Origin of the sequence: Geodermatophilus amargosae, from assembly GCF_900116515.1 — a bacterium.
GTDB classification, from domain to species: domain Bacteria; phylum Actinomycetota; class Actinomycetes; order Mycobacteriales; family Geodermatophilaceae; genus Geodermatophilus; species Geodermatophilus amargosae.
The window spans coordinates 82,784-95,521 of sequence record NZ_FPBA01000005.1 but is presented as its reverse complement, the minus strand read 5'-3'; the positions used below and the strand labels follow the sequence as shown (position 1 = coordinate 95,521).

12 protein-coding genes are annotated in these 12,738 nt (G+C 75.4%); 10 read left to right on the top strand and 2 right to left on the bottom strand.

Annotation, left to right across the window (positions count from 1 at the left end; genetic code table 11):
- Positions 1–41: 41 nt before the first annotated feature.
- Complete coding sequence (locus BM414_RS09230; RefSeq protein ID WP_093579152.1) at positions 42–1,082, bottom strand: glycerophosphodiester phosphodiesterase family protein; 1,041 nt, start codon at positions 1,080–1,082, stop codon at positions 42–44.
- A 105-nt stretch (positions 1,083–1,187) separates the two neighbouring features.
- Between BM414_RS09230 and rsgA the strand changes: the two genes are divergently transcribed.
- The 3 genes from rsgA to BM414_RS09215 all read left to right on the top strand — a co-directional run bounded on the left by rsgA (position 1,188) and on the right by BM414_RS09215 (position 3,959).
- The gene (rsgA, locus tag BM414_RS09225) at positions 1,188–2,219 is read left to right on the top strand and encodes a ribosome small subunit-dependent GTPase A (protein ID WP_093579151.1); all 1,032 of its coding nucleotides are present in this window, start codon (positions 1,188–1,190) and stop codon (positions 2,217–2,219) included.
- A gap of 76 nt (positions 2,220–2,295) precedes the next feature.
- Positions 2,296–3,561 (top strand): phosphoribosylamine--glycine ligase, encoded by a 1,266-nt coding sequence (gene purD, locus BM414_RS09220; RefSeq protein ID WP_093579150.1) that lies wholly within the window; start codon positions 2,296–2,298, stop codon positions 3,559–3,561.
- A complete protein-coding gene (locus tag BM414_RS09215) occupies positions 3,558–3,959 on the top strand; it encodes a hypothetical protein (protein WP_093579149.1) in 402 nt (133 codons plus the stop codon). The genes purD and BM414_RS09215 overlap by 4 nt, the downstream gene beginning before the upstream one ends.
- A gap of 4 nt (positions 3,960–3,963) precedes the next feature.
- Here the strand turns inward: BM414_RS09215 and BM414_RS09210 are convergent, their stop codons facing one another.
- A complete protein-coding gene (locus BM414_RS09210; RefSeq protein WP_093579148.1) occupies positions 3,964–5,379 on the bottom strand; it encodes an AI-2E family transporter in 1,416 nt (471 codons plus the stop codon).
- A 118-nt stretch (positions 5,380–5,497) separates the two neighbouring features.
- Between BM414_RS09210 and purB the strand changes: the two genes are divergently transcribed.
- The 7 genes from purB (at position 5,498) to purL (ending at position 12,736) form a co-directional block, all read left to right on the top strand.
- On the top strand, positions 5,498–6,805 hold the full coding sequence (gene purB, locus BM414_RS09205) for an adenylosuccinate lyase (RefSeq protein ID WP_093579147.1): 1,308 nt from the start codon (positions 5,498–5,500) through the stop codon (positions 6,803–6,805).
- Positions 6,802–7,668: a phosphoribosylaminoimidazolesuccinocarboxamide synthase gene (locus tag BM414_RS09200; protein WP_093579146.1), complete on the top strand. Its 867-nt coding sequence runs from the start codon at positions 6,802–6,804 to the stop codon at positions 7,666–7,668. Before purB ends, BM414_RS09200 begins: the two co-directional genes overlap by 4 nt.
- Positions 7,665–8,423 (top strand): alpha/beta fold hydrolase, encoded by a 759-nt coding sequence (locus tag BM414_RS09195; protein ID WP_175551514.1) that lies wholly within the window; start codon positions 7,665–7,667, stop codon positions 8,421–8,423. The genes BM414_RS09200 and BM414_RS09195 overlap by 4 nt, the downstream gene beginning before the upstream one ends.
- Before the next feature lie 185 nt (positions 8,424–8,608).
- Positions 8,609–9,436 carry a DUF559 domain-containing protein gene (locus BM414_RS09190; RefSeq protein WP_139245765.1) on the top strand — a complete coding sequence of 276 codons (828 nt, stop codon included), beginning with the start codon at positions 8,609–8,611 and terminating at the stop codon, positions 9,434–9,436.
- Positions 9,437–9,539: 103 nt separating this feature from the next.
- Positions 9,540–9,779: a phosphoribosylformylglycinamidine synthase subunit PurS gene (gene purS / locus BM414_RS29240; RefSeq protein ID WP_175551513.1), complete on the top strand. Its 240-nt coding sequence runs from the start codon at positions 9,540–9,542 to the stop codon at positions 9,777–9,779.
- Between the two features lie 3 nt (positions 9,780–9,782).
- Entirely contained in the window at positions 9,783–10,454 is a 672-nt protein-coding gene (gene purQ, locus BM414_RS09185) for a phosphoribosylformylglycinamidine synthase subunit PurQ (RefSeq protein ID WP_175551512.1), read from the top strand.
- The gene (purL, locus tag BM414_RS09180) at positions 10,451–12,736 is read left to right on the top strand and encodes a phosphoribosylformylglycinamidine synthase subunit PurL (protein WP_093579144.1); all 2,286 of its coding nucleotides are present in this window, start codon (positions 10,451–10,453) and stop codon (positions 12,734–12,736) included. The genes purQ and purL overlap by 4 nt, the downstream gene beginning before the upstream one ends.
- The last annotated feature ends 2 nt before the right edge of the window (positions 12,737–12,738 follow it).

The window sequence follows — 12,738 nt, the reverse complement described above, 5'->3', positions numbered from 1 at the left end:
GGCGCGCCGGGAGCGGACGAGATCGGCGATCTCGCCGGGGGTCAGGCGGCGACGGAGCGCGCGGGGGAGGCCTGCAGCTCGGCGACGGCGGCCACGACGACGTCGGGGTTGTCGGTGATGATCCCGTCGACGCCCAGCGCCAGCAGCAGCCTGGCCGCGCCGAGGGCGTCCCCGGGGGCCGCCGGGTCGTCGCTGCTGCGCAGGTGCAGCGGCAGGAACGTGTTCTCGGCGGCCAGCGTCCACGGCACCACGGACAGCCCCGCCCCGTGCGCCCGGGCCACCAGGTCGGAGACGCCGGTCATCCGGTCGTCGGCGTCGCGCAGCAGGATGCGGTCCACGCTCGGTGCGATGCCCTGCGCGTAGGTGGAGACCGCGCGCAGTCCGGCGTTGGTCAGCAGGTGGTCGTCGCAGCCGGGCTTGTCGACCAGCTGGAACATCGTCGGGCCGTCGTCACCGAGGTCGGCGCGCAGCCGGCGCAGGCCGGCGGTGTCGAAGGACTGCAGCACGACCGGCCCGTCCGGGGCGGTCGCGTCGAGGCGGCGCAGCTCGGCGGCCACCAGCTCGGTCATCGGCTGGCCGCGCTCGGCCGACCAGCTGGGCTTCTTCAGCTCGGCCAGCACGCGGACCTGCCGCTGCGGCGTGGACCGGCGGCGGGCGATCTCGACCACGTCCTCGAGCGTGAGGACGCCGAAGTGGCCGTCGTAGGCGGTGTTGAGCGGGCGCAGGTCGGGGTGCCGCTCGACGGCGCGCAGGGTGCGCAGCTCGGCGAGCGTGAAGTCCTCGGCGAACCAGCCGGTGCGGCGCTTGCGGCCCACCCGGCGGGTGGTGCGCCGGTCGGCGAACTCCGGCCGGGTGGCGACGTCGGTCGTGCGCGAGAGCTCGTTCTCGTGCCGCGCGACCAGGGCGCCGTCGCTGGTGACGACGATGTCGGGCTCGATGAACTCGGCGCCCATGTCGATGGCCAGCTCGTAGCTGGCGATCGTGTGCTCCGGGCGGTACGCACAGGCACCGCGGTGACCGACGACGAAGGGATCCGAGGAGCGGACCCGTGCGTGAGTCGCGAGCGACTCGGTCGCGTGCATGTCCTCCACAACACCCGACCGAGGTGTCGGGACGGCGAACGCCGACTGGCGAGTCGCTGAGAAATGGGAGGACGGCGCGCTGACCTGCGGAGCACCATCTCGTCCGTGACGCATCTCTCAGGGATCGGCTGGTCGCCCGACCGACTCGAGCACCTCCCCGTGGGCACCTCCCCCGGACGGGTGGCGCGGGTCGACCGTGGCCGCCTCAGCGTGCTCACCGCCGACGGCGAGCGGCGCGTGCACCCGGCCGCCGGCCTGTACGACCCCGACGGCATCGGGGCCCCCGCGGTCGGCGACTGGGTGGCGCTGTGCGGGGAGCTGGCCGTCGCGCTGCTGCCCCGCACCTCGGCGTTCACCCGCACCGTGGCCGGCCGGACGTCGGCCGCGCAGGTCGTGGCCGCCAACCTCGACCTGGTGTTCGTCGTCGACGCGCTGGCCGGGCCGACGCGCGCGCGGCGGGTCGAGCGGTACCTGGCCGTGGCGTGGGGGAGCGGGGCGACGCCGGTCGTCGTCCTCACCAAGGCCGACCTGTGCGACGACGTCGCCGCGGCCGTGGCCGAGGTGGCCGAGGACGCCCTCGGCGTCGAGGTGCTCGCCGTGAGTGCACGCACCGGGGAGGGGCTGGACGCGCTACGGGCGCTGCTCGGACCGGGACGGACGGCGGCGATGGTCGGCCCCTCCGGCGTCGGGAAGTCCTCACTGGCCAACGCGCTGGCCGGGCGGGAGGTGGCCCCCACGCAGGACGTCCGGGAGGCCGACGGGCGCGGGCGGCACACCACCACCTCGCGCGAGCTGCACGTGATGCCCGGCGGCGGCTTGCTGGTGGACACCCCCGGGATGCGCGAGCTGGGCCTCTACGACGACGAGGGCGTGGACACCGCCTACGCCGACGTCGCCGAGCTGGCCACGGAGTGCCGGTTCCGCGACTGCGCGCACCGCACCGAGCCCGGCTGCGCCGTCGCGGCGGCGATCGACGACGGCCGGCTCGACCCCGCCCGCCTCCTGGGCTGGCGCAAGCTGCAGGCCGAGGCGCACCGCCAGCTGCTGCGGTCCGACGCGCGCGCCCGCGCCGCCGAGCACCAGCGGGCCAAGGCGCTGTTCCGCGCCTACCGCTCGCAGCCGAACCGAGTGCGCTGAGGCCCCGTCCAGGGCACCGCCCCGAGCTCGCGAGGGGTGCAGAGGACGGGGTCCTCCGACGGTAGGGTCGCGCTCCGTGCGCGTGCTCGTGATCGGCTCCGGAGCCCGGGAGCACGCCCTGTGCGTCGCTCTGACGTCCGACCCCGCGGTGACCGCGCTGGCCTGCGCGCCGGGCAACGCCGGCACGCGGACGGTCGCCGAGACCGGGGCGGGCGGAGAGTCGCTGGTCGTCGCCGACCCGGTGGCGGTCGCCGCGCTGGCCACCGGCTGGGGCGCCGACCTCGTCGTCATCGGGCCCGAGGTGCCGCTGGTCGCCGGCGCCGCCGACGCCGTCCGCGACGCCGGGATCGCCTGCTTCGGCCCCTCGGAGCAGGCCGCGCAGATCGAGGGCAGCAAGTCCTTCGCCAAGCACGTCATGGCCGCTGCCGGCGTCCCGACCGCGCGCTCGTGGCCGGTCGGCGGGCCCGCCGAGCTCGAGACGGCGCTGGACGAGGCGGGTGCGCCGTACGTCGTCAAGGACGATGGGCTGGCCGCCGGCAAGGGCGTCGTCGTCACGGCCGACCGGGACGCCGCCGTCGCCCACGGCCACCGGGTGCTCGACTCCGGTGGGGCGGTGCTGGTCGAGGAGTTCCTGGACGGCCCGGAGGTCTCGCTGTTCGCCGTCACCGACGGGACGACGGTGCTGCCGCTGCTGCCCGCGCAGGACGCCAAGCGCCGCGACGACGGCGATGCCGGCCCCAACACCGGCGGGATGGGCGCCTACGCACCGCTGCCCTGGGCGCCGCCCGGCCTGGTCGACGAGGTGCTCGCGACCGTGCTGCAGCCGACCGTCGACGAGATGCGCCGCCGCGGCGAGCCGTTCAGCGGACTGCTCTACGCCGGCCTGGCGCTGACCTCCCGCGGGGTGCGGGTGGTCGAGTTCAACGCCCGCTTCGGCGACCCGGAGACCCAGGTCGTGCTGCCGCTGCTGGAGACGCCGCTGGCCGGGCTGCTGCACGCCGCGGCCACCGGGACGCTCGCCGACCACCCGCCGCTGACCTGGCGCGACGGTGCCGCGGTGACCGTCGTCGTCGCGGCGTCCGGCTATCCGGAGGCGCCGCGCACCGGCGACCCGGTGACCGGCGCGGACGGGCCCGGCGTGCTGCACGCCGGCACGGCCGTGGGCGCGGACGGGACGGTCCGCTCCGCCGGCGGGCGGGTGCTCGCGGTCACCGCCACCGGCGCCGACCTCGCCGCGGCCCGCCAGGCGGCCTACGAGCGGGTGGCTGCCGTCCGGCTGGCCGGCGCGCACTGGCGCAGCGACATCGCGCTGGCCGCCGTCGAGGGCCGGATCGCTCCGTGAGCGCGGACGCCGACGAGGTCTGGAACCGGGCCTGCGACCCGTACGCGCCGTTCCCGCACGCCGGGGACGCCGCGCCGGCCGCGGTGCTGCTCTGCCACGGCATGGCGGTGAACGGCGGGCTGCTGCACGCCGTCGAGGGACTGGAGCCGGAGCAGCGGGCCGCGGCGGCCGCCGGGTTCCGCCTGTTCGGGCTGGACGCCGCCGCGGACGCCGTCGAGGACGTCGCCCGGCAGGCGGCGGACCTGCAGGACGACGACCTCGACGCCGCGGAGCGGCTCGAGGCTGAGGCGAACCGCCGCTACGATGCCGCCCTGCCCGTCTGGGACGAGACGGTCGAGCAGGCCTTCCGCGAGCACCTGCGCGCACACCCGGAGGCGTACGCCCCGCTCGACGGCTGACCGCTCAGCCGCGCACGCCCACGGCCGAGCGGGCCCGTTCGGGCCGCGGTTCGGGTGGCCGCGGACCGTCGTGCCGGCGGGACAGGTAGGTGCCGGCCACGTTGGCGCAGGCCACCACCGGCACCGCGATGAGCGCGCCGAAGATCCCGGCGATGAGCAGGCCGGCGGCGATCGCCAGCACGACGGCCAGCGGGTGCACGTGCACCGCCTTGCCGAGCAGCAGCGGCTGCAGGACGTGCCCCTCCAGCTGCATGACGAGGACGACGATCGCCAGCGCGATCAGCGCGGTGATCGGGCCCTTGGTCACCAGCGCCACCAGCACGGCGACCGACCCGGCGAGGAACGACCCGATGATCGGGATGAACGCGCCGAGGAAGACCAGCGCGGCCAGCGGGATGACCAGCTGGACACCGAGGATCGCCAGGCCGATGCCGATGCCGATGGCGTCGACCATGGCGACGGCGACCGTGGCCCGCACGTAGGAGATCAGCGTCCGCCAGGAGCGGCGGGCGGCCTCGTCGAGGTAGGCCCGGGCGTCGCGGGGGAACAGGCCGACCAGCCACAGCCAGATGGACCGGCCGTCCTTCAGGAAGAAGAACAGCGTGAACAGCGCGAGGACGATGCCGGTGAAGACCTCACCGACGGTCGTCGCCGTGGTGATCGCGCCGGAGGCCAGCGTCTCCTGGTTGGCGACGAGCGCGTCCTGGGCGGCGGTGACCGCCTCGTCGATCTGCCGCTGCGTGACGGGGAAGGTGTCGACGGCGAAGTCGCGGATCTGCCCGAGGCCCTGGCTGACCTGGTCGGCGAGGTCCGAGAAGCCTGCGCTGATCTGCTGGACGACGAGCGTGATGATCCCGGCGACCACCGCCAGCCCGACCAGCAGCATCGTGAAGGCGGCCAGCGACCGCGGCCAGCCGTGCCGGATGAGGGCCGCCGCCCCCGGCTGCAGCAGGGCCGCCAGCAGCAGCGCCACGAACACCGGGACGACGACGACGGCGACGTGGGCGGCCAGGTAGAGCAGCACGTAGAGGCCGGCGAGGACGGCGATGAGCCGCCACGAGTACGCCGCGGCCGTGCGCAGCGCGCTCGGCACCGAGGAGTCCCCACGCGGCGGCTCCCGGCCGGGACCGAGCAGCCGGCGGCCGCGCTCGACGGCCCGCTGCGGGCGCCCGCCCTCCGGCGGACCGCTCACCCCGCCGGGCCCGAGCGGCCCGTCGAGGTCGGGGGCGCCGGGCTCGGGGCTGCCCAGGGGCGGCTCCTCGTCGGCGGACGTCTCGACCGGGTCGACGTCGGCCTGGTCGTCGTGCACGAGGATCGCGCGGTCGTCGTCGCGCTCGGGCCACGCGTGCGGATCACGCTCGGCCGCGGCCCGGATGCGCTCGCGCGCCCGGGCGACCAGGTGGTTGGCCTGCCGCAGCATCGCCGGTCCTCCCGCATCCGTAGGGGGCGTGTTCGATCACGCTAGCGCTGCGGGAGGATGACCCCGTGCTGCGACAACCTCCGCGGGGACGAGCTGACCAGGTGCGGGCGGTACCCGCGTGATCGACCGCTACACGCTCCCCGACATGGGCCGGGTCTGGAGCGACGAGCACAAGTACGAGCTCTGGTGCCGGGTGGAGACGCTGGTCCTGGAGGCGCACGCCGCCGCCGGGCGGGTGCCCGCGGACGTCGTCGAGCCGGTGCGGAACGCCCCGCCGCCGACGGCCGCGCGCGTGGCCGAGATCGAGGAGACGACGCAGCACGACGTCATCGCCTTCCTCAGCGCGTGGGCCGACAACACCGAGCCCCGCTCGGCCGCCGCGTACGTCCACCACGGCATGACGTCGTCGGACCTGCTCGACACCGCGCTCGCCGTGCAGCTCACCGAGGCCACCGACGTGCTGCTGGCCAAGGCCGACCGCCTGGTGGCCGCGCTGCGCGACCACGGCCTGGCGCACCGCTCGACGCTCAAGGTGGGGCGCACGCACGGCGTGCACGCCGAGCCGGTCGTGTGGGGGCACCGGGTCGCCGACCTGGCCTTTGCGACGGCCCGCTCCCGCGACCGGCTGCGGGCGGCCCGCGAGCGCGTGGGCGTCGTCGCCATCTCCGGCGCCGTCGGCACGTACTCGCTGATCGACCCGTCGGTCGAGGTCGCCGTCGCGCAGGCGCTGGACCTGCGGCCGGCCGACGCGTCCACCCAGGTCGTGCTGCGCGACTCGATCAGCGAGTGGGTCGCGGCGCTGGCCGTTCTCGCCACCGTGTGCGAGGCGGTCGCGCTGGAGGTGCGGCACGGGCAGCGCACCGAGGTGCGGGAGCTGTCGGAGGCCTTCGGCTCCGGCCAGAAGGGCTCCAGCGCGATGCCGCACAAGAAGAACCCGATCCGCTCGGAGCGGATCGCCGGGCTGGCGCGGGTGGTGCGCGCCGCCGTCGTCCCGGTGATGGAAGGCATCCCGCTGTGGCACGAGCGGGACATCTCGCACTCGTCCACGGAGCGGGTCTTCCTCCCCGACGCCGCGATCACCACCGACTACCTGCTGCACCTCACCACCGGCCTGGTGGAGAACCTGGTCGTCGACGTCGAGCGGATGCGGGCCAACCTGGACCTGACCGGCGGGCTGATCTACACCTCCGCCGTCCTGCTGGAGCTGGTCGAGTCCGGCCTCTCGCGCGAGGACGCCTACGCCCTGGTGCAGGGCGCGGCGATGGAGACGTGGAACTCCGGGACGCCGTTCCGCGCCACGCTGCGCTCCCGTGCCGAGGGCTCCGGGGTGGCCCTGGACGAGGCACGGCTGGACGAGATCTGCCGGCCCGAGGGCTACGTGCGGCAGCTGGGCCCGCTGTTCGACCGGCTGGCCGCGCTGTCGTGACGCTCGACCTGCCCCTCATCGCGCGCGGCAAGGTCCGCGAGGTCTACGACGCCGGTGCCGGCCGCCTCCTGCTGGTGGCCTCGGACCGGATCTCCGCCTACGACCACGTGCTGCCCACGCCGATCCCGGACAAGGGGCGGGTGCTCACCGCGCTGTCGGTGTGGTGGTTCGGGCAGCTGACCCCGGTGCTGGAGGCGTTCGGGGCGTCGCACCACCTGGTGTCGGCCTCGGACGTCCCGGGCGACGTGGCGGGGCGGGCGATGCTCGTGCGGCGGCTGGAGATGCTGCCGGTGGAGTGCGTGGCCCGCGGCTACCTGTCGGGCTCGGGGACGGCGGAGTACCGGCGCACCGGCTCGATCCGCGACGTGCCGCTGCCCGCGGGGCTGACCGAGGGCTCCCGGCTGCCGGGACCGGTGTTCACGCCGTCGACGAAGGCCGCGGCGGGCGAGCACGACGAGGCGATCGACTTCGCGCAGGTGGAGTCGCTCGTGGGCGCTCCCCGGGCCGCCGAGCTGCGGGAGCTGACCCTCGCGCTGTACCGGCGCGGGGCGGAGATCGCGGCCGCCGCCGGCATCGTCCTGGCCGACACGAAGTTCGAGTTCGGGCTGTCCGCCGACGGCGGGCTGGTGCTGGGCGACGAGGTGCTCACGCCCGACTCCTCGCGCTTCTGGCCGGCGTCGTCGTGGTCACCGGGCGCGGCGCAGCCCTCGTTCGACAAGCAGTACGTCCGCGACTGGCTGACCGCCTCGGGCTGGGACCGCGTCTCGCCGCCGCCCGAGCTGCCCGACGAGGTCGTCGCCGCCACCCGCGAGCGTTACGTCGCCGCCTACGAGCAGCTGACGGGCACCCCCTTCCGCTCATGACGACGCGTGCCGGCATCACCTACCGCTCCGGCGGATCGGGCGGGGACCTGCTGCTGCTCCTCCACGGGCTCGGGGCGACCGGCGCCGTGTGGAACCCGCTGCTGCCGCTGGTCGAGCGGTCCTGGCCCGGTTCCTGGGCGGTCCCGGACCTGCGCGGGCACGGCGCCTCGGTGGCCGAGCCGCCCTACGGCTACGCGGTGCACGCCGCGGACGTGGCGTCCGTGGCGGTGGCCTGCGGTGCGACGCGGGTCACCGTGCTCGGCCACTCCTTCGGCGGCGTCGTCGGCGCGGTGCTCGCCGGCGGCTGGTACGGCGTCGAGGTGACCCGGGTCGTCGGGGTCGGCGTCAAGATCGACTGGACCGACGACGAGGTCGCGCGGGCCCGTGCGCTGGCCGCCCGCCCGCCGCAGGTGTTCCCCACCGCCGCCGAGGCCGCCGAGCGGCACCTGCGGCTGGCCGGGCTGAGCGGGCTCGTGGCCGCGGACGACCCGGTCGCGCTCGCCGGCGTCCGCGAGACCCCCGACGGCTTCTCCCCGGCGCTGGACCCGCGGGCGTTCGGCGCCGTCGGCCCGCCGGTGGAGGAGGTCCTGTCGCGCGCGCAGGCGCCGCTGCGGCTCGCGGCCGGGTCGGCCGACCCGATGGTGGGCCTGCCCGCGATGCGGCGGGTCGATCCGGACGCGGTGCTGCTCGAGGGCGCCGGCCACAACGCCCACTGGGAGGCCCCCGACGCCGTCTGGCGGCTGCTGGCGCCCTGAGCGGCGGGACCTTCGCGGCGAGATCGGCGGTCTCGTACGGACACGGGCCCCGGAGCCGTCGAGATCGCCGATCTCGACCGGGGGCTGTGGACGACGCCGGCGCGCAGGTGCGGGACCACGGCAGGCTCCCGCCCGTGCCGCGACGTCGTCCGCCCTCGCGCCTGACCGGACCCACCACCCGGGCCATGGCTCTCCAGGACGGCCTCACCGAGCGGCAGTTGCGGCACCCGGCGGTGGTGCGACTCTCCCGGGACACCTACCTGCCGCGTGCGCTGGCCGGTGAGACGAGCGCCCGCCTCGCCGCGGTCCTGCTGACCGCCCCGCCCGGTGCCGTGCTCAGTCACGCCACCGCTGCCGACCTCTGGGGCATCGCCATCCCGTTGCAGGCCGAGGGCGGGGCGCGGGTCCACCTCACCGTGCCCATGGGCTCGCGGGCGGAGAGCCGCCGGGACCGGAGCGTCCATCGGACGCAGCTGCCCGACGGTGACACCACCCGGCGCGGCGGGATGCCGGTCACCACGCCGGCGCGTACCTGGCGTGACCTCGCAGCCGTCCTGCGGCCGTCGGCACTGCTCGCCGTCAGTGACCAGGTGCTGGCCCGCTGGTGCAGCCGGGGCGACCTCGAGCAGCAGCTGGCGTGCCGCCCCACCGGTCGAGGGTCCGCGCGAGCCCGCGCCGTCCTCCCGGTGGCCGATCCGCGTGCCGAGTCGCCGATGGAGTCGGTCCTGCGATGGCTGGTCCACGAGGCGGGGCTGCCGCCGCCGGAGCTGCAGTACGTCGTCCGCGATGCGCACGGGCGGACGACGGCCCGTGCCGACCTGGCCTGGCCCGACCGGAGACTGCTCGTCGAGTTCGACGGGGACGTGCACCGTCAGCGGGACGTCTTCGTGAACGACCTGCGCCGGCAGAACCGCCTGGTCGCGGCGGGGTGGACGGTCCTCCGGTTCACCTCCGCCGACGTCCTCGGCCGCCCGGACGACGTCATCGCGGAGATCCGCCGCGCGCTGCGTTGACGAGATCGGCGCTCTCGTACGGATGGGGACCCGTGCGCGTACCAGATCGCCGATCTCGGCGGGCGGGGAGGGCGCGGGACCCCGACAGGTAGGCTGGGGAACCGTGCCGCAGGTGGTCGTCGACGTCGTCCTCAAGCCGGAGATCTCCGACCCCCAGGGGCAGGCGGTGCTCGGCGCACTCGGCCGGCTGGGTCACACCCAGGTCACCGGCGTCCGCCAGGGCAAGCACTTCGTCCTCGACGTCGAGGGCACGCCGGACGAGGCGGAGCTCCGGCAGATCGCCGAGACTCTGCTGGCCAACCCGGTCATCGAGGACGTCGAGCTGCACCTCTCGGGGGTCTGAGCCGTGCGCATCGGGGTCATCACCTTCCCGGGCTCCCTGGACGACGTCGACGCCGCCCGCGCGGTGCGCCTCGCCGGAGCCGAGCCGGTCGCGCTGTGGCACGCCGAGCACGACCTGAAGGACGTCGACGCCATCGTCCTGCCCGGCGGGTTCTCCTACGGCGACTACCTGCGCGCCGGTGCCATCGCCGCGCGGGCGCCGATGGTGCAGGACGTCGTCGACCGCGCCCGGAAGGGCATGCCGGTCCTCGGCATCTGCAACGGCTTCCAGGTGCTGTGCGAGGCCGGCCTGCTGCCCGGCGCGCTGACCCGCAACAGCCACCTGCACTTCCGCAACCGCGACCAGCGGCTGCGCATCGAGCGCGCCGACACCGCGTGGACCTCGGACTACGCGACCGGCCAGGAGATCGTCGTCCCGGTCAAGAACGGCGAGGGCCGCTACGTCGCCTCCCCGGCCGAGCTCGAGCGGCTCGAGGGCGAGGGTCGGGTGGCGGTGCGCTACGTGGGCGGCAACCCCAACGGCAGCCTCCGCGACGTCGCCGGCGTCACCGGCGAGGACGGCCGGGTCGTCGGGCTCATGCCGCACCCCGAGCACGCCGTCGAGGACCTCACCGGGCCGTCCACCGACGGGCTCGGCTTCTTCACCAGCATCCTCGAGGCGGTCGTCAGCGCATGACCGTCGACACCGTCGAACTCGCCGCGACGACCCCGGACGTCGAGCAGCCCCACGCCGAGCTCGGGCTCAAGAGCGACGAGTACGCCCGCATCCGCGACATCCTCGGCCGCCGGCCCACAACCGCCGAGCTGGCCATGTACTCGGTGATGTGGAGCGAGCACTGCTCCTACAAGAGCTCGAAGGTGCACCTGCGCCGCTTCGGTGACCTGCCGCCCAGCGAGCACCTGCTCGTCGGCATCGGCGAGAACGCCGGCGTGGTCGACGTCGGCGACGGCTACGCGGTCACCTTCAAGGTCGAGAGCCACAACCACCCGAGCTACATCGAGCCCTACCAGGGCGCGGCCACCGGCGTCGGCGGCATCGTCCGCGACATCCTCACCATGGGCGCCCGGCCGGTCGCCGTCATGGACTCGCTGCGCTTCGGCCGCGCCGACGCCCCCGACACCGCTCGCGTGCTGCCCGGCGTCGTCGCCGGCGTCGGCGGCTACGGCAACTGCCTGGGCCTGCCCAACATCGGCGGCGAGCTGCTCTTCGACGAGTGCTACGCCGGCAACCCGCTGGTCAACGCGCTGTGCGTCGGCGTCATGAGGCACGAGGACGTGCGGCTGGCCAGGGCCGAGGGCGTGGGCAACAAGGTCGTCCTGTTCGGCGCCCGCACCGGCGGCGACGGCATCGGCGGCGTGAGTGTCCTGGCCAGCGAGACCTTCGATGCCGAGGGTCCGGCCAAGCGCCCGAGCGTGCAGGTCGGCGACCCGTTCACCGAGAAGCTGCTCATCGAGGCGTGCCTGGAGATCTTCGGCCAGGACCTGGTCACCGGCATCCAGGACCTCGGCGGTGCCGGGCTGTCCTGCGCGACGTCGGAGCTGGCCAGCGCCGGCACCGGCGGCATGCACGTCGACCTCGACCGCGTCCCGCTGCGCGACAGCACCCTGACGCCGGCCGAGATCCTGATGAGCGAGTCCCAGGAGCGCATGTGCGCGATCGTCGAGCCGGGCAAGGTCGACGCCTTCCTCGCCGTCTGCCGCAAGTGGGACGTGCTGGCCACCGTCATCGGTGAGGTCACCGCCGGTGACCGGCTGACCGTCGACTGGCACGGCGAGCGCATCGTCGACGTCCCGCCGCGGACCGTGGCGCACGAGGGCCCGGTGTACGAGCGGCCGATGCGGCGCCCCGCGGACCTCGACGGCCTGCAGGCCGACGACCCGGCCGCGCTGCCCCGCCCGGCGACGCCGGAGGAGCTCACCGCGCACTGGCTGGCCGTCGTCGCCAGCCCCGACGGCGCGGACAAGACCTGGGTGACCGAGCAGTACGACCGCTACGTCCGCGGCAACACCGTGCTCGCCCAGCCCGACGACGCCGGCGTGGTCCGCATCGACGAGGACTCGCACCGCGGCATCGCCCTCGCCCTGGACGGCAACGCCCGCTACGCCCGGCTGGACCCCTACGCCGGCGCGCAGCTCAACCTGGCCGAGGCCTACCGCAACGTCGCCGTCACCGGCGCGCGCCCGCTGGCGGTCACCAACTGCCTGAACTTCGGCTCCCCGGAGGAGCCCGAGGTCATGTGGCAGTTCGCCGAGGCCGTCCGCGGCCTGGCCGACGCCTGCCGCGACCTCGGCCTGCCGGTCACCGGCGGCAACGTGAGCCTCTACAACCAGACCGGCGACGTCGCGATCAACCCGACCCCGGTCATCGGCGTCCTGGGCGTGCACGACGACGTCCGCGACCGCGTGCCCACCGGCTGGCGCGCCGCGGGGGAGACGGTGCTGCTGCTCGGCGAGACGCGGCCGGAGTTCGGCGGGTCGGCGTGGGCGTCGGTCGTGCACGGCCACCTCGGCGGTCGCCCGCCCGCCGTCGACCTGGCGGCGGAGCGCGCGCTGGGGCGGCTGCTTGGGGCGCTGGGCCGCGAGGGCCTGGTCACCTCCGCGCACGACCTCGCCGACGGCGGCCTGGCGCAGGCGCTGGCCGAGTCGGCGCTGCGCTACGGCACCGGCGCCACGCTGCGGCTCGCCGCGGACCCGTTCACCGCGCTGTTCAGCGAGTCCGGCGCCCGCGCCCTCGTCACCACGACCGACCCCGAGGCGGTGCGGACGACGGCCGAGTGGGCCGGCGTCGCGGTCACCGAGCTGGGGACCACCGGCGGGGACGTGCTCGCGGTCGACGGCGTCGGGGAGCTGCCGCTGGCGGAGCTGCGGGCGGTCTGGACGGCGACCCTCCCGGCGCTGTTCGGCTCCCCCGAGGCCACGGTGGGCGCCGTCCCCGCGGGGACCGTCCCGACCAGCTGAGG

Coding starts and splice junctions, on each gene's coding strand:
- BM414_RS09210 (WP_093579148.1), bottom strand. CDS start 5,379: ATGCTGCGGCAGGCCAACCACCTGGTCGCCCGGGCGCGCGAGCGCATC.
- purL (WP_093579144.1), top strand. CDS start 10,451: ATGACCGTCGACACCGTCGAACTCGCCGCGACGACCCCGGACGTCGAG.
- BM414_RS09190 (WP_139245765.1), top strand. CDS start 8,609: ATGGCTCTCCAGGACGGCCTCACCGAGCGGCAGTTGCGGCACCCGGCG.
- BM414_RS09195 (WP_175551514.1), top strand. CDS start 7,665: ATGACGACGCGTGCCGGCATCACCTACCGCTCCGGCGGATCGGGCGGG.
- BM414_RS09230 (WP_093579152.1), bottom strand. CDS start 1,082: ATGCACGCGACCGAGTCGCTCGCGACTCACGCACGGGTCCGCTCCTCG.